18 protein-coding genes are annotated in these 16,080 nt (G+C 64.8%); 4 read left to right on the top strand and 14 right to left on the bottom strand.

What is annotated here, in order from left to right; genetic code table 11:
- Window positions 1-26: 26 nt before the first annotated feature.
- The 8 genes from paaI to paaA all read right to left on the bottom strand — a co-directional run bounded on the left by paaI (window position 27) and on the right by paaA (window position 6,875).
- Window positions 27-497, bottom strand: a complete 471-nt coding sequence (gene paaI / locus ACE039_RS20105) for a hydroxyphenylacetyl-CoA thioesterase PaaI (RefSeq protein WP_485823183.1) — start codon at window positions 495-497, stop codon at window positions 27-29.
- Complete coding sequence (gene paaG / locus ACE039_RS20110; RefSeq protein ID WP_485823184.1) at window positions 497-1,285, bottom strand: 2-(1,2-epoxy-1,2-dihydrophenyl)acetyl-CoA isomerase PaaG; 789 nt, start codon at window positions 1,283-1,285, stop codon at window positions 497-499. Before paaG ends, paaI begins: the two co-directional genes overlap by 1 nt.
- 135 nt (window positions 1,286-1,420) lie before the next feature.
- Window positions 1,421-3,085, bottom strand: a complete 1,665-nt coding sequence (paaN, locus tag ACE039_RS20115) for a phenylacetic acid degradation protein PaaN (protein ID WP_485811386.1) — start codon at window positions 3,083-3,085, stop codon at window positions 1,421-1,423.
- A 46-nt stretch (window positions 3,086-3,131) separates the two neighbouring features.
- A complete protein-coding gene (gene paaE, locus ACE039_RS20120; protein WP_485811387.1) occupies window positions 3,132-4,220 on the bottom strand; it encodes a 1,2-phenylacetyl-CoA epoxidase subunit PaaE in 1,089 nt (362 codons plus the stop codon).
- A 13-nt stretch (window positions 4,221-4,233) separates the two neighbouring features.
- Entirely contained in the window at window positions 4,234-4,740 is a 507-nt protein-coding gene (gene paaD / locus ACE039_RS20125) for a 1,2-phenylacetyl-CoA epoxidase subunit PaaD (protein ID WP_105555543.1), read from the bottom strand.
- Window positions 4,737-5,501, bottom strand: coding sequence for a 1,2-phenylacetyl-CoA epoxidase subunit PaaC (gene paaC / locus ACE039_RS20130; RefSeq protein WP_485811388.1), 765 nt, complete (start codon window positions 5,499-5,501; stop codon window positions 4,737-4,739). Before paaC ends, paaD begins: the two co-directional genes overlap by 4 nt.
- A gap of 15 nt (window positions 5,502-5,516) precedes the next feature.
- Window positions 5,517-5,801, bottom strand: a complete 285-nt coding sequence (gene paaB / locus ACE039_RS20135) for a 1,2-phenylacetyl-CoA epoxidase subunit PaaB (protein ID WP_006225111.1) — start codon at window positions 5,799-5,801, stop codon at window positions 5,517-5,519.
- 84 nt (window positions 5,802-5,885) lie between these two features.
- Complete coding sequence (gene paaA, locus ACE039_RS20140) at window positions 5,886-6,875, bottom strand: 1,2-phenylacetyl-CoA epoxidase subunit PaaA (RefSeq protein WP_485823185.1); 990 nt, start codon at window positions 6,873-6,875, stop codon at window positions 5,886-5,888.
- 173 nt (window positions 6,876-7,048) lie between these two features.
- Between paaA and paaX the strand changes: the two genes are divergently transcribed.
- A complete protein-coding gene (gene paaX / locus ACE039_RS20145; RefSeq protein ID WP_485811389.1) occupies window positions 7,049-7,978 on the top strand; it encodes a phenylacetic acid degradation operon negative regulatory protein PaaX in 930 nt (309 codons plus the stop codon).
- A 10-nt stretch (window positions 7,979-7,988) separates the two neighbouring features.
- On the opposite strand, the gene ACE039_RS20150 is transcribed toward paaX, so the two are convergent.
- Both ACE039_RS20150 and orn read right to left on the bottom strand, forming a co-directional pair.
- Entirely contained in the window at window positions 7,989-8,612 is a 624-nt protein-coding gene (locus ACE039_RS20150) for an NAD(P)H-hydrate epimerase (RefSeq protein ID WP_485823186.1), read from the bottom strand.
- 69 nt (window positions 8,613-8,681) lie between these two features.
- Window positions 8,682-9,227, bottom strand: a complete 546-nt coding sequence (gene orn / locus ACE039_RS20155) for an oligoribonuclease (RefSeq protein WP_006225115.1) — start codon at window positions 9,225-9,227, stop codon at window positions 8,682-8,684.
- Between the two features lie 61 nt (window positions 9,228-9,288).
- Between orn and ACE039_RS20160 the strand changes: the two genes are divergently transcribed.
- Both ACE039_RS20160 and rsgA read left to right on the top strand, forming a co-directional pair.
- Window positions 9,289-10,539, top strand: coding sequence for a M48 family metallopeptidase (locus ACE039_RS20160; protein ID WP_485823187.1), 1,251 nt, complete (start codon window positions 9,289-9,291; stop codon window positions 10,537-10,539).
- Window positions 10,536-11,501 (top strand): ribosome small subunit-dependent GTPase A, encoded by a 966-nt coding sequence (rsgA, locus tag ACE039_RS20165; RefSeq protein WP_485811393.1) that lies wholly within the window; start codon window positions 10,536-10,538, stop codon window positions 11,499-11,501. Before ACE039_RS20160 ends, rsgA begins: the two co-directional genes overlap by 4 nt.
- Before the next feature lie 115 nt (window positions 11,502-11,616).
- Here the strand turns inward: rsgA and ACE039_RS20170 are convergent, their stop codons facing one another.
- The gene (locus tag ACE039_RS20170) at window positions 11,617-12,348 is read right to left on the bottom strand and encodes a CoA pyrophosphatase (protein WP_105554942.1); all 732 of its coding nucleotides are present in this window, start codon (window positions 12,346-12,348) and stop codon (window positions 11,617-11,619) included.
- A 123-nt stretch (window positions 12,349-12,471) separates the two neighbouring features.
- A complete protein-coding gene (rplS, locus tag ACE039_RS20175; RefSeq protein ID WP_054423686.1) occupies window positions 12,472-12,852 on the bottom strand; it encodes a 50S ribosomal protein L19 in 381 nt (126 codons plus the stop codon).
- 339 nt (window positions 12,853-13,191) lie between these two features.
- Between rplS and ACE039_RS20180 the strand changes: the two genes are divergently transcribed.
- Entirely contained in the window at window positions 13,192-14,064 is an 873-nt protein-coding gene (locus ACE039_RS20180; RefSeq protein ID WP_310032676.1) for an EamA family transporter, read from the top strand.
- Window positions 14,065-14,076: 12 nt separating this feature from the next.
- Here ACE039_RS20180 and ACE039_RS20185 read toward each other — a convergent pair whose 3' ends face one another.
- Window positions 14,077-14,535 carry a hypothetical protein gene (locus ACE039_RS20185; protein WP_485823188.1) on the bottom strand — a complete coding sequence of 153 codons (459 nt, stop codon included), beginning with the start codon at window positions 14,533-14,535 and terminating at the stop codon, window positions 14,077-14,079.
- 58 nt (window positions 14,536-14,593) lie between these two features.
- Window positions 14,594-16,003: a PA0069 family radical SAM protein gene (locus tag ACE039_RS20190; protein WP_485823189.1), complete on the bottom strand. Its 1,410-nt coding sequence runs from the start codon at window positions 16,001-16,003 to the stop codon at window positions 14,594-14,596.
- Window positions 16,004-16,080 lie beyond the last annotated feature (77 nt).

Raw genomic sequence — 16,080 nt, forward strand, 5'->3', positions numbered from 1 at the left:
GGCGGCCTTATCTTTGGCGGATTGCGTTACGCGGCGGCGGGAACGCCGACGATCTGGCCCTTGATGCGATACGAACGTCCCCGGAACAACGCGACATTGCGGCCTTCCTGATTGGTCACGGTCACGTCGTAGACGCCCGTGCGGCCTGCCAGCGACCGTTCCTGGGCCACGGCAGTCAGCACGTCGCCTTCGAAACCGGGCGCCAGATAATCGATGGTGCAGCCGGACGCCACGGTGCTGACGTTGCGCGAATTGCAGGAAAACGCGAAGGCGCTATCGGCCAGGGCGAAGATGAAGCCGCCGTGGCAGGTCTTGTGCCCGTTCAACATGTCGGCGCGCACGCGCATCGTCAGCCGCGCGTAGCCGGGCGCCATTTCCTCGACTTTCATGTCCAGGCCTTGTGAGGCCGCGTCGCCTGCGTACATCACGGTACCGACCGCCTGCGCCAACTCCTGGGGGTCCGCCGGCACTTCAACTACGGGAACGTGCACATTCATCATTGCCCCTTGAATTGCGGTTCGCGCTTGCCCAGGAACGCGGCTACGCCTTCGGCGTAATCAGCGCTGCGGCCCAGTTCACGCATCATGTCGCGTTCGAGGTCCAGCTGCGTGGACAGGTCGTTGCCCAGGCTGGCCTGCATGGCCCGCTTGGTGAATGCCAGGCCCTTCGTGGGCGCCGTGGAGAAATGCTGGGCCAGGCGGTCCAGCGTGGCGTCGAACTCGTCGTCCTCCACGCATTGCCAGATCAGGCCCCATGCTTCCGCCTGCCTGGCGCTGAGCTTGTCGCCCAGCATCGCCAAGCCCATGGCGCGCGCGCGGCCGACCAGGCGCGGCAGCACGAAGGTGCCGCCGGTGTCGGGGATCAGCCCCAGGCGGCAGAACGACTGGATGAAGTTGGCCGACGCGCGGGCGATGACGATATCGCCCGCGAACGCCAGGTTGGCGCCCGCGCCGGCCGCCACGCCGTTCACGCCCACCACGACGGGCAGGGCCAAGGCGTTCAAGCGCCGCACCAGCGGACCGTAGAACTTGTCGACCGTTTCGCCCAGATCGGGCGGCGTGCCGTCTTCGGCGGGCTTGCGCTCGCTTAAGTCCTGCCCCGCGCAAAAGCCGCGCCCCGCGCCGGTCAAGACCAGCACGCGCGCGCCTTCGGTTTCAACGCGCGTCAACGCGTCGGCCACTTCGGCGTGCATGTTGGCGGTAAAGCTGTTCAGCTTGTCCGGGCGGTTCAGCGTCAGGCGCGCGATACCGTTGGACAGATCGAATTTGATGTCTTGGTAGTTCATGTCAGTTATCCATTGCGGGCACGCTACTGGCATTAAAAGTAATCGGTACCCCCTATCCGGGCCGCGCGGAGCCGGCTTTGCCGGGCCGCAGCGGCGCCCCCTCGAGGGGGAAGCGCGTAGCGCTTCGGGGGTGGGCTAGATATGACGGCGGGTTTGCACCACGCGGAAGCGGTTCGACACGAACGCCGTGTCGGACAGCGCCGCATTGGCGGCCGGGTTGGCGCCGGTACCGTGGAAGTCGCTGAAAGCCGCGGTCTGGTTCACGAACACCGCGCCCGTCAAGTTCAGCGACAGCGACACGCCGGACACTTCCGCCGCGTCCTGGACCTGGTCAGCCACCTGCGCGTCGGTCGTGTAAGCGGACAGCGACAGGGCACCGTGCTGGACGACGCTGTCGCGGGCCAGCTGGATGCTGTGCGCCGTGGAGTCGGTGGCCACCACGAAAGCGATAGGACCAAACCATTCCTGGCTGATGGCGGCATTGCCCGCTTCCGTACGCAGCAACAGCGGCGTGCGCACGCAGGCATTCTCGAACTGCGGGTGCGTCAGCGTCTTGCTGTCGGCGACGACCGGCAGGCCCAGGGCGCGGGCGCGTTCGATGCGCTCGACGATGCCTGCGTTCTGGATCGCGCCGGTCAGTTCGACCGCGCGCGCGGCGTCGGCGCTGACCTTTTCCAGCGCCACGCCCAGCGCGGCGGCGACGTCGTCGAAGCTGACGCGGCCTTCCGGCGTATTGATGCCGTCGCGAGGCACGTAGATGTTCTGCGGCGCCGTGCACATCTGGCCCGAATACAGGGCCAGCGAAAACGCCAGGTTGCGCGCCACGCCCTTCAGGTCATCCGTGGAATCGATGATGACCTGGTTGACGCCGGCCTTCTCGGTGTACACCAGCGCCTGGCGGGCGTTGTTCTCCAGCCAGTCGCCATTGGCGGTGCTGCCCGTGAAGTCGACGATCTTGACTGCCGGGTCCAACGCCAGCTTCTGTGCGGTGTCGTCGCCGGCTTCGTGCGCGGCCAGCAGCACGACGTCGGGATCGAAGCCCGCTTCCTGCAGCACTTCGCGCGCCACCTTGACCGTGATGGCCAGCGGCAGGATCGCGCCGGGATGCGGCTTCACGATGACGGTGTTGCCGGTGGCCAGGCTGGCGAACATCCCCGGATAGCCGTTCCAGGTCGGGAAGGTTGAGCAGCCGATCACCAGCGCGACGCCGCGCGGCACCACGGTGAACTGCTTTTCCATGCGGATCGGGTCGTTCTTGCCCTGCGGCTTTTCCCAAATCGAGACGCCAGGAATGCGCGACATTTCCTGCCAGGCGTAGGTCACGGCCTCGAAGCCGCGGTCCTGCGCGTGCGGGCCGCCAGCCTGGAAGGCCATCATGAAGCCCTGGCCGGTGGTGTGCTGGACCGCGTAGGCGATCTCGAAGCTGAGCTTGTTCAGCCGGGCCAGGATTTCAAGCGACACGCCGACCCATGCCTGCGGGCCGGCGCGACGCCAGTCTTCCAGCGCGCGCTTGGAAGCGGCGATCAGTTTGTCCACGGGCACGTGCGGATAGGTGATGCCCAGCTCGAAGCCGTAGGGCGATTTCTCGCCGCCCACTGTGCCGTCGGCATCATGCAGGTTCAGCGGAAACGGTTTGCCCTGCAGCGCTTCGAAAGCCGCGCGGCCGTCGTCATTGGCCGTTTCGCCATAGTTGCGGGGGCTGGGCGATTCGGCAAACGGGCTCCAGTAGCCGCGCAGCGCGGCGGCGGCCAGGGATTGTTCCAGCAGGGGCTGATGGCGTTCGAAGAATTTCTGGGACACTGTGTCTCTCCAATGAATTAGGGATGTCTGTCTGGCGTGCGCCGGATCAGGTTTCCTGGTCGAAGTCGATGACCAGGCGATCGCTGACGGGGAAGCTCTGGCAGCTGAGGACAAAACCGCGCGCCACTTCGTAGTCTTCCAGCGCGAAGTTGGCATCCATGTCCACCTCGCCTTCGACCACTTTGCAACGGCAGGTGGAACACACCCCGCCCTTGCACGAATACGGCAACTCGATCCCTTGCGCCAGCGCCGAGTCCAGCACGCTGTCTTTATTCTTTTCAATGACGAACTTGCGGCTATGGCCGTCCTGCACCACGGTGACTTCGCACTGGCCCTTGCCGGGCGCCTGGCGGGCGTCGTGGCCGGTGCGCAGCGCACGCGGCCCCTTGGGCGCGCCGAACAACTCGAACTTGATGTTCGACTTCGGAATGCCGCGGGCCTGCAACCGCTCGACCACGCTTTCCGTCATGGTCTGCGGACCACAGACAAAAGCGTAATCGATATCCTCGGGGCTCATCCAGGCCGACATCAGCTGGTCGACCTTGTCGCCATCCAGACGGCCGTTGAACAGTTCGATGTCCTGGGACTCGCGGCTCATGACGTAGACCAGCGAAAAGCGGTCCATGTACAGATTCTTCAGGTCTTCGATTTCTTCGCGGAAAAGCACCGCCGAGGACGCGCGGTTGCCAAAGAACAGCGTGAACTTGCTGCCCGGCTCGGTAGACAGCGCCGTCTTGACCAGCGAGAACACCGGCGTGATGCCGCTACCCACGGCGAAGGCCACGTAGTGACGTTTATTTTCGGGAGAAAAATCGACCGTGAAATTGCCCGCCGGCGCCATGACTTCCAGCGTCTGGCCGGGTTGCAGCTCTTGGTTGGCCCAGCTGGAGAACGTGCCTTCGTCCACCTTCTTGATCGCCACGCGCAGCAGCTTGTCGTGCGGCGCGGAACAGATCGAATACGAACGGCGCAGCTCTTCGCCGTTCAATTGCGTGCGCAGCGTCAGGTACTGGCCCGGCAGGAACGCGAATTCCTCGGTCAGCGTGTCGGGCAGATCGAAAGTCACGACGACGGCGTCGCGCGTATTGCGCGCTACCGAGGCCACCTTCAACGAATGAAATTGATTCTGGCTCATCTCGAAACCGCTCTCAGTGAGTCTTGAAATAATCGAAGGGTTCGCGGCAGGCGACGCAACGGTACAGCGCCTTGCATGACGTGGACCCGAAGTTGCTGACCATCCGCGTGTCGCGTGAACCGCAGCGCGGGCATGCGATGGCGGGCGCGGCGGCGCGGCGGCTGATGCCCGAGATGTCGATGGCGCGTTCCGCGGGCGCGGCGATGCCGTAGCCCTTGAGCGCTTCGCGCCCCTTCTCGCTCATCCAATCGGTGGTCCAGGCCGGCGCCAGGCGGGTTTCGACACGGACCTCGTCAATGCCGTGGCGGGCCAGCGTCTGCTGGATGTCCTGCGTGATCTCGCGCATGGCCGGGCAGCCAGAGTACGTGGGCGTGATGACGACGACGCAGGCGTCGCCGTCCCAGGACACGTCCCGCACCACGCCCAGGTCCACCACGGACAGCACGGGGATCTCCGGATCGGGGACCTCCTGCAGCCAGGCGTAGACCTGGTCGGCGGAAATGGGCGCCAGCGCGTTCACCACGTGGCTCCCGGATAAGCGCGCGGCAGGTACTGCATTTCCGCCAGCACGTAGCCCAGTTCTTCGGTGTGCCTGCCCTGGCGTCCGCCACGGTAGGCCAGATGGTTGGCGGCGGTTTCGTCCGGCACGGTCAGCGTGGCTTCTTCCAGCACTTCTTGCACATGGGCCAGCCACGGCTGGCGCAAGGCGGCCAGCTCACAGCCGATGCCACGGGTGGCCAGGTCCTGGTCCACGGCGTCGTCGGCGAACAGTTCACCCGTGAAGCGCCAGGCGTCGTCGATGGCAGCTTGCATCTTGGCGTGGCTTTCCGCCGTGCCGTCGCCCAGTCGGACCACCATGTCCGACGAGCGGCGCACGTGATAGGTCACTTCCTTGATCGACTTGGCCGCGATGGCGGCCACGCGCTCGTCCGAGGATTGCTCCAGACGTTGCAGCAGGAAGTAGTGCCATACGTCGAACAGGAATTGGCGCGCCATGGTGTCGGCGTAGTTGCCGTTGGCGCGCTCCACCAGCAGCGCGTTGTGGAACTGATGCGCGTCGCGGTGGTAGGCCAGCGCGTCTTCGTCGCGGCCGGCGCCTTCCACTTCACCGGCCAGCGTCAGCCACATGCGGGCCTGGCCCAGCAGGTCCAGCGCGGTGTTGGTCAGCGCCAGGTCTTCTTCCAGGATGGGGCCGTGGCCCGTCCATGCGCCCAGACGCTGCGACAGGATCAGCGACGTATCGCCCAACCGCAACAGGTATTCAAACAGAGTCTTGTCCATGTCTCCCCCGCCGCCTCACATGTGCTTGATTTCTTCGGGCATCGGGAAAAACGTGGGATGCCGGTAAACCTTGCTGTTGGCCGGTTCGAACAGGGGTTCCTTGTCGCCGGGGCTGCTGGCCGAGATGTCCGAGGCGCGCACGACCCAGATGCTCAGGCCTTCGTTGCGGCGGGTATAGACGTCGCGGGCGTGGTTGATCGCCATTTCGGCGTCGGACGCATGCAGGCTACCGACGTGCTTGTGCGCCAGGCCGTGCTGGCTGCGGATGAACACTTCCCACAAAGGCCAGTCTTTGCTCATGATGGATATCCTTGGAATGCCGGGCGCGCGCCGCGCGCACCGGTCTACGATGATGATGGGATGGAGAATGCGGCCGGGTGCGGCTCAGGCGGCTTTGCGCTGGGCCTGCTTGTCGGCGTAGGCGACCAGGGCGTCGCGCACCCAGGCGCCGTCCTCGTGCGCCTTGACGCGCGCAGCCAGGCGTTCCCGGTTGCAGGGGCCGTTGCCCTTGAGCACCACGTAGAACTCGCTCCAGTCGATCTCGCCGAAGTCGTAGTGGCCGCGCTCGGCGTTCCACTTCAGATCGGGGTCCGGCACGGTCAGGCCCAGGTATTCGGCCTGGGGCACGGTCTGGTCGACCATCTTCTGGCGCAGTTCGTCGTTGGAGAACAGCTTGATCTTCCACGCCATGGACTGGGCGCTGTTGGGCGAGTCGGCATCCGACGGGCCGAACATCATCAGTGCGGGCCACCACCAGCGGTTCAGCGAATCCTGGACCATGGCCTTCTGCTCCGGCGTGCCATGCAGGCACATCTGCATCAACAGGTCGTAGCCCTGGCGTTGGTGGAAGGACTCTTCCTTACAGACACGCACCATGGCCCGCGCGTACGGGCCGTAGGAGCAGCGGCACAGCGGAATCTGGTTGATGATGGCCGAGCCGTCGACCAGCCAGCCGATCATGCCGATGTCCGCCCAGCTGAGCGTGGGGTAGTTGAAGATGCTGGAGTACTTGGCGCGGCCGGCATGCAAGTCGTCGATCAGCTCGTCGCGCGACACGCCCAACGTTTCCGCAGCGCTGTACAGGTACAGCCCGTGGCCGGCTTCGTCCTGCACCTTGGCCAGCAGGATCGCCTTGCGCTTGAGGGACGGCGCCCGGGTGATCCAGTTGCCTTCCGGCAGCATCCCCACGATTTCCGAATGCGCGTGCTGCGAGATCTGGCGAACCAGCGTCTTGCGGTAGGCGTCCGGCATCCAGTCCTTGGCCTCGATGCGCACGCCGTCGTCAATGCGGCGCTGGAACGTCTGGTCGCGGCCTTCAAGCTGATCGGCGGTCTTGACCTGCTTGACGCCGGTTTCGACGAGTTGAGCGTACATGTTCTGTCTCCTAGAGACGGTTTGCGAAAACGCAAAGCAAACGTTCCGCAGTGCCGTCATGTCATAGGCGGATTATTTAATACAAAAAAATCATTGTCAAACTCAAATCTGTATCACATTGGATTTATGTATCATATTGCGGATCCCGATATCGGCCGCTTGCGGCCCCCCTTATGGCAAACCCTCAGTCGCCCCTGGACCGCTTTCTGTCCCGCTTATTGAAAAGCGATCCGCCCCGCGCCAAATCCCTGTGCGTCAGCTTGCTGGGCGACGCGCTCGCGCCCCATGGCGGCGCCATTTGGCTCGGCGACCTGATCGCGCTGCTGGCACCGCTGGGCATCAACGAGCGGCTGCTGCGCACCAGCGTGTTCCGGCTGGTCGCCCAGAACTGGCTGCAATCCGAACGCCATGGCCGTCGCAGCCTTTATCTGATTTCCGAGCAAGGCCTGCGCCATACGGCGCACGCGTCGCAGCGCATCTACGAGGGCGCGGCGCGGGACTGGAATGGGGAATGGACATTGGTGGCGTTGCCGCGCACGGGCAACGGCCTGGCCGAACGCGCGGAGCTGCGGCGCGAACTGGTCTGGGAAGGCTTCGGCATGATTGCGCCGGGTTTGTTCGCCCATCCGCACACCGAAGCACGGGCGGCGCACGACATCCTGGACAAGCTGGGCATCCCGGACCGGGCGCTGGTGTTGTCCGCACGTGACCTGGCCGGCGCAGGCGGCCTGCCCATCGCCAGCCTGGCGTCGCAATGCTGGAACCTGGACGACGTCGCCGAGCAATACCTTCAGTTCTCGCGAAACTTCGGCCCGTTGGAGAAACTGCTGGAAGAACCGCCCTCTCCGCCCGAGGCGTTCGTCGTCCGCGTCATGCTGCTGCACCATTGGCGACGGATCGTCCTGCATGACCCGCAGTTGCCCGGCCCGATGCTTCCCGACAACTGGCCCGGCCACGCGGCGCGCGAGTTGTGCGGAAGGATCTACTGGAAGGTGTTCGACGCGTCGGAGACGCACCTGGCAGCCTTGGCCGGCCAGGACAACGAACGCTTTGCCCCCCTGGCGGGAGACATCGCCGGTCGCTTCGGCGGACGCCCGGCCTGAACGCCCGGCTTCAAGCGGGCGGAGACAGGGTCACGCCCAGCGAATCGACGTGACGCTCGCCGGCGGCGATCTGGCCGGGGCCGGGACGCGATAGCCCGACCGTGGCGGCGATGAAGGAAAGCGTCCAGTGCGCCTGGATGGGCCGCCCCAGCGCCGCGCCGGTATCGGCGTCGATGCCGCTGGGCACATCCAGCGCCAGGACCGGCACGTTCCAGCTGTTGACCGTATCGACCAGCACCTGCCAGTCCGCGTCCAGCGTACGGTTCAAGCCGATGCCGAACAAGCCGTCAATGACGATATCGGGGACGTCCCCAGACCCAAGCGACGTCTGCGTCTCGCCGCCGGCGGCGTGCCAGCCGGCCCAGGCGCGGGCCGCATCCGGTGGCAAGCGGGCAGGGTCGGATGGCAGCAGCACCCGTACCGTGTATCCCAGGGCGAGCAGGCGCGTCGCGGCTTCCAGCGCGTCGCCCCCGTTATTGCCGGGGCCGGCCAGGGCCAGAAGGGTGTGATCAGGGGAGAAACGGGCCGCGATGAACTCGGCGGCAGCCCGGCCGGCCAACGGCATCAGCGCCCGGCCCGAAGCCAGGGCTAGCTGTTCGGCGCGGCGTATCTGAGCGACGGAGTAAGACGGCATGGCGAAGGCGCGGCGGAGGGATCCAGACCAAAGGTCTTACCCAGTTTACGCCGCGGCCCGGCCTGCCGCTCACACCTTCAGGAAGTGCTCGCGGTAGTACTTGAGTTCGTCGATGGATTCGTAGATGTCCGCCAGTGCTTCGTGGCGGCTCTTCTTTTCGAAGCCCTTGTACACCGCAGGCGCCCAGCGGCGCGCCAATTCCTTCAGCGTGCTGACGTCAAGGTTGCGGTAATGGAAGAACTGCTCCAGGCGCGGCATGTAAGCAAACATGAAGCGGCGGTCCTGGCTGATGGTGTTGCCGCACAACGGCGACTTACCGGCCGGCACATGCTGCGCAAGAAACGCCAAGAGCGTATCCTCTGCCTGCGCCTCGGACACCGTGGATGCCTTGACCTTGTCGATCAGGCCGCTCTTGCCGTGGGTGGACTTGTTCCAGTTATCCATGGCGTCAAGCAGGCTGTCGGGCTGGTGGATCACCAGCACCGGGCCTTCGGCCACGACCGTGAGGTCGGGCTCCGTCACCACGACGGCCACCTCGATGATGCGTTCTTTCTCAGGTTCCAGGCCCGTCATTTCCATGTCGAGCCAAACCAGGCGATTTTCGTTCACAGCCATATAATTTGCCTATAAAACGCGCGATTTTCGCACATCCCTACTTGAGTCGACCGCTTCGCCCATGTTCACATTGCTGTTCGTTGCTTTCCTGCTGACCGATATTGCCGTGCGTCTGTGGCTGGCGACACGCCAGATTCGCCACGTGGTACGCAATCGCGACCAGGTGCCCGTGGAGTTTTCCCATCGCATCGGGCTGTCCAGCCACCAGCGTGCGGCGGATTACACGGTCGCGCGGGTCAAGCTGGGCATGCTGGAGCGCACCTACGACGCGATCCTGCTGGTGTGTCTGACGCTGATGGGCGGACTGCAGTTCATTGACCTGATGGTAGGCCAGCTTACCAGCAACGACTTCCTGCGCCAGATGTTGCTGCTGGTGGCCGTGGCGCTGCTGCTCGGCGTGTTGGGATTGCCGTTCACATTGTGGCGGCAGTTCAAACTGGAGGCGCGTTTCGGATTCAACCGCATGACGCCCGAGCTCTTCATCGCCGACGCGGCCAAGGGCCTGCTGGTGGCCGCCGTGCTGGGCTTGCCGCTGGCCGCTGCGGTGCTCTGGCTGATGGGCAGCGCGGGCGCCTACTGGTGGATCTGGGCGTGGGCGCTTTGGACCGTGTTCAACCTGGCGCTTCTGATCATCTACCCGATGTTCATCGCCCCGCTGTTCAACAAGTTCACCCCGCTGTCCGACCCGGAACTGGCGGGACGCATCCAGAGCCTGGCGCAACGCTGCGGCTTCTCCCTCAACGGCCTGTTCGTGATGGACGGTTCGCGCCGCTCCGCCCACGGCAACGCCTATTTCACGGGATTCGGCCGGTCGCGCCGCATCGTGTTCTTCGACACCTTGCTGGCCCGCTTGAACGGCGACGAAATCGAAGCCGTGCTGGCCCACGAGCTGGGCCATTTCGCCAAGCGTCACATCATCAAGCGCATCATCTTCAGTTTCGGCATGGCATTTGCCTTTTTCGCCATCCTGGGCTGGGTCGCCCAACAACCCTGGTTCTATGTGGACCTGGGCGTGATGCCACAATTGGGCGGGCGCAACGATGCCATGGCATTGCTGCTGTTCTTCCTGGCCATTCCCGTTTTCACTTTCATGTTCACCCCGCTGGCCAGCTGGTACTCGCGCCGCGACGAATTCGAAGCCGACCGCTATGCGGCCGAGCAGAGTTCGCCGGAACGCCTGGTGGCCGCGCTGGTCAAACTCTACGACGACAACGCCTCTACGCTCACCCCCGATCCCGTGCACTCCGCCTTCTACGACAGCCATCCCCCCGCCGCCGAGCGCATCCGCCACCTGATGGCGACCGCCGCATGAACGCCCGCAACAACAGCAGCAGGAAACCTCCCAATACGGCGCCTGCGGGCACCCCGGCCGCGCAAGTCGGGCTAGAAGGCCGCATCATCGCGGCGCATGGGCGGCATTACACCGTGGAGCTGGCCGACGGCTCGGTACGCAAGTGCTTCCCCCGCGGCAAGAAGGCCGGCGCCGCCGTGGGCGACCGCGTCCAGATCACGCCCCAGGGCAACGATGAAGGCGCCATTGACACCATCCTGCCCCGCAGCAACCTGTTGTACCGCTCGGACGACATGCGCTCCAAGCAGTTCGCATCCAACGTAGACCAGCTTCTGATCGTGATCGCCGTGCGGCCGACGTTCTCGGACGACCTGACCGGCCGTGCGCTTGCCGGGGCCTGGAGCGCGGGCATCTCGCCGCTCATCATCCTGAACAAAACGGATCTGACCGACGAATTGCCCGCCGCGCGCGCCCGCCTGGCGCCGATCGCGGCGCTGGGTGTGCCGGTCATCGAACTCAGTGCGCTGGAACCCGAAAAAGTCCATACCCTGCTGGCGCCACACTTGGCCGGCCGCACCAACCTGTTGCTGGGCCAGAGCGGCATGGGGAAATCCACGCTGCTCAACGCGTTGATTCCCACCGCCGGCGCCGCCACGCGCGAACACTCGACCGCGCTGGACATGGGCAAGCACACCACGACCAGCACGCGGCTCTATCACCTGCCCGATCCGGGCGGCGACCTGATCGACTCGCCGGGATTCCAGGCCTTCGGGTTGCAGCACCTGACCCGCGACGACATCATCCGCGGCTTCCCGGAATTCACGAAGCCCATCGAAGCATGCCGTTTCTACAACTGCACGCATCGGCAGGAACCGGGCTGCGGCGTCCTTGCGGCGCTGCAGGCAGGCGAGATCAATCCGCTGCGCTATGCACTGTACGAACGCATCCTGGAAGAAAACCTGGCCGGACAGCAGCGCTATTGAAGGTCAGCGGCGCACGTCGCGCCCGACCAGCAACCGTGCCACCCGGCATGATGACGGCCCCATAAGGGGCCGTTCTTATTGGGGTGCGCGACGGGCGGGCGGCGGGTGGGCGCCGTCAGCGCGGCTGGAAGCCGTTGCGCAGCAGGTGATAGAGGTTGCGCAGCATGCCGGCAGTGGCGCCCCAGATGAAATGGTCGCCGTAGGGCATGCCGTAATAGTTGCGTACCCGTCCGTCGTCCAGCCGCGCTTCGTACAGGCGGTGGTTGGCGGGATCCATCAGGAAAGACAGCGGCACTTCGAACACTTCGGCCACTTCAAATGCGTCGGGCGCCAGGTCGAAACCCGGGCGCACCAGCGACACCACGGGAATGATGGAAAAGCCCGTCGCCGTCAGGTACGGCGGCATGCTACCCAGCACTTCCACATGGTTCGAGGGCAGGCCCGTTTCCTCCTGCGCCTCGCGCAGGGCCGCGGCCACCGGCGTCGAATCGCTGGTCTCGATGCGTCCGCCCGGAAAGCTGATCTGGCCGGCATGGTCGTGCAAGTGCGCGGCACGCTGGGTCAGCATGATGTGCACGCCGTTGTCGCGGGTGACCAGCGGAATCAGCACCGCGGCGGGCACGGGCGTGCCTTCGCGACCTGGATAGCGCAGGTCGTTGTCGCGGGAAAGCTCCAGCGTCCAGGTGGACGGCTGGCTGAGCGTGCCCCGCAAGGAGTCCGGGGTCAGCAGGCTGGCAGGCACGGCCGGCAAGGACTCGTTGGCCACCACCCACGGTTGCGTCGCGGGATCGAAGCCGGGACGCGCGAGCGGCCGTCTAGGCCGCGCGGAATACGAGGAATCAGACATACGGCTTTGCAATAAGAAAAAGGCACCCTCGCAGGTGCCTTTTTAACCCGGAAACCTGTGCCGGACGGAAACGCTGAATGGCGCGGACGTCCGACACTGGTAGGGCCGTGTGCCGATAAGCGATCAAGCCGCCGGGGCTTGCTTGCTGACCAGCTTTTCCTTGATACGCGCCGACTTGCCCGAGCGGTTGCGCAGGTAGTACAGCTTGGCGCGGCGCACGTCGCCGCGGCGCTTGACTTCGATGCCAGCGATTTGCGGCGAGTACAGCTGGAACGTACGTTCCACGGCTTCACCCGACGAAATCTTGCGCACGGTGAACGCGGAGTTCAGGCCGCGGTTGCGCTTGGCGATAACAACGCCTTCGAAAGCCTGCACGCGCTTGCGGGTGCCTTCAACGACGTTCACGCTCACGATGACGGTGTCACCAGGAGCAAATTCAGGCTTGGCTTGGCCGCCGGTCAGACGGGCAATTTCTTCCTGTTCCAGGATAGCGATAAGGTTCATTAGAACTCCTAAGTCATCATGTCTTTGCGGACTAAAACTTTTGCCGTTCGATGTTGTTCACGTAAAGCGTAGCCATCAGATGGCAGACTTTCCGTGTGCATGGCTGGCAATCGATGCGTGTGCCCAGGGTTCGCTTGAAGTAGGTCTACTCAAAGTTCTACACGGGGCCACTCATGATTTCCCGCAATGCTCGTACCGCAAGCAGAGGATGAGATTTGGCAAACCAATGATTCTACACCAAAAATTCGGTTGGGCGTCGGGTAGAATGGCGACCTTCTGGTGGCTTTGATGTACGCTTGCCACTTCTGTAACAAACACGTCATCTGACGCTGTTCCCCCATGTCGTATACGTCCCTGTTATTGGTTGTCCTGGCGGCAATGGCCCACGCGACGTGGAACCTGCTGGCCAAGCGAGCGGCCATGGTGGGCGCCCCATTTGTCTTCGCGTACGGCTTGTGCGCCTCGGTGCTGTATGCGCCTTGGGTGATCTGGGTGCTGATGCATGACGGCATGACGTGGACGTGGCCAGTCGTGGCCGCCATCCTCACTTCGAGCCTGTTGCATCTGGGCTACAGCCTGTGCCTGCAACGCGGCTATCAAGTGGCCGACCTGTCCGTGGTGTACCCCATCGCCCGGGGCACCGGCCCCCTGCTTTCGACCACTGGCGCCTTCCTGCTGCTGGGGGAACCCGCCACCAGCACCGGCATCATCGGCATGCTGTGCGTGGTGATCGGCGTATTGCTGATCGCGACCCAGGGCCGGCTGACCATCTTCAAGCAGGCGCAAGCCTGGGTGGGGGTGCGCTGGGGCGTGGTGATCGGCCTGTTCATCGCCGCCTACACCGTGGTGGACGCCTACGGCGTCAAGGTCTTGCTGATCAGCCCGGTGCTATTCGACTGGTTCACGTGCGTGACCCGCACCGCCATGATGACGCCCCACATGCTGGGCCGCCGCGCTCAGGCCTGGGAATCGATGCGGGGGCATTGGCATCTGGCGCTGGCCGTGGGCCTGCTGTCTCCGCTGGGATACATCCTGGTGCTCTACGCCTTGCGCAACGGCGCGCCGCTGAGCCTGGTGGCCCCTGCGCGCGAAATGTCCATGATGCTGGGCACCTTGGCGGGCATGTTCCTGCTGCGCGAAAAGGTCGGGCCCGGGCGTCTGGCCGGCTGCCTGTCCATTCTGGCGGGCGTCATCCTGCTGGGTTCCAGCTGAACCTCCTGCCGCTCAGAAACCGGCGGCCGCGCCCAGCCACATCAGACCGGGGATGATTGCGCCCCAGGCCAACACCATCACCACATCGATCACCATGGCCTTCATGGTGACCTGAGACGTAACGGGTTCAACCGTGGCGTTGCCCAGGCTGCGTTCGCGCACGACGGCTGCCGTGGGCGTGCTGACGGCAACCGGCGCCACGGGGCGCCCCGTTGCCACCGGCGCCGGGGCGGGAACCACCCCGTGGCTGGCAGAGCCCTCTTCCGCCGGCGCGGGCGGGAACGGCCAACGGGCGGGCATGGAGCCAGGACGCGCACGATGACGCGGCTGGGCATCGGCCGATGGAGTCCAGGGCATCGCCAGGCCCACCAGCTTGGCGCATACCGCCCGGGCGCGATGCGCGCTGCGGCGCAACGGGTTGAGCGTAACGGCAAGCTCGTCCGACAAAACGGAAATATCAGCGGTGTTCATGGGAACTCCTTGGAGAAAGATTCCAGGCCGCGGCGGGCACCGCGGCGTCGACCGGCAATCAGTCGAACAATGACAACTGGCCTGCCGCCATTGCGCGCAGTTGGCGCGCACCGCGGCCCACTGCGCCGCTGACCGCGGGCAATCCATCAGAAAAAGGGACCCCTGAAGACGCTTGCGCGCCAACCGGGGATAGGAAATCGGAAGAAGACGCGGCGGAAGAAGACGCGGCGGACGCGCCAGGCTCGGCCGCGGTGAACAGCGACGGCGTCGCGTTCGAGGCCAGCGGCGGCTGGAAGCGTTCGCAGTCCAGGGCAAGACGATGACGGTTCAGGCCCAACTTGCGGGTCGCCACGGCGAAACGTTGGCGCAGCAGATCTGCCCAGATGCCGGTGCCGCGCATGCGCGACCCGAAATTTGGATCATTGCGGCGGCCATTGCGCAGGTCTTCAATGCGGTGCAACACGCGCTGGGCGCGATCGGGGAAATGGGCGTTAAGCCAGTCCTCGAACAAGGTCTTGACCTCCCAGGGCAGGCGCAAGACGGTGTAGCTGGCGTAATGCGCGCCGGCCGCCTTGGATTCCTGGAGGATATGTTCCATGGAGTCGTCGTTGATGAACGGAATGACCGGTGCCACCAACACGCCCACCGGCACGCCCGCTTCAGTCAGCGTGCGTACCGTTTCCAGCCGACGCCAGGGGGCGGCAGCCCGGGGTTCCAGCGTGCGGGCCATGCCGGCATCCAGCGTGGTGATGCTCATGTAGACCACCACGAGCTTTTGCTCGGCCAGCGCCGCCAACAGGTCCACGTCGCGGGCGACCAGCGCGTTTTTCGTGACGATCGTGACCGGATGCCGGGTTTCCAGCATGAGCTCCAGCATGCCACGGGTGAGCCGCCAGTCGCGTTCGATGGGCTGGTAGGCGTCCGTGGCGGAGCCGATGTTGATGGGAGACGGCTTGTAACCGGGGCGGCTGAGTTCGGCTCGCAGCGCCTGCACGGCATTCGCCTTGGCGACCAGCCGGGTTTCGAAGTCGAGCCCGGGGGACAGCCCCAGGTAGGAATGCGTGGGCCGGGCGTAGCAGTAGACGCAGCCATGTTCGCAGCCCCGGTACGGGTTGACGGCCACGTCGAAAGGAATGTCGGGCGAGTCGTTGCGCGACAGCATCTTGCGCGCTTCTTCGGCCGTGACGGTGGTCTTGGGCGCGGCAGGCGCCACGCGCGAATCGGGCAGGATCGGAATGACCCGCTCGCGGGAGGGCGTATCAGCAGGAAATTCGGAAGGGAATTCGGGGACGGAATCTACGTAATCGGCCGGCAGGCCGGAAGTGGACCAGCCGTCATCGACCTGCACGCGGTCATCGCGTTGAAAGCGATGCCGAACATTAGTAACCGCACCCCGACCGCGCAAGGCGGCGGGGGCGGCAGCCGGGGACCCAGAACCGGCGGGAAAAGAATGATCGGTGCGTGCCATAAAAACTACTGTACAAAAACACAGTGGTTTTGACAAGCACCAAAAGCCTTTTCGTAAGACAACCCCACTTTACCGCA

This window comes from Achromobacter maghribensis, assembly GCF_057334215.1.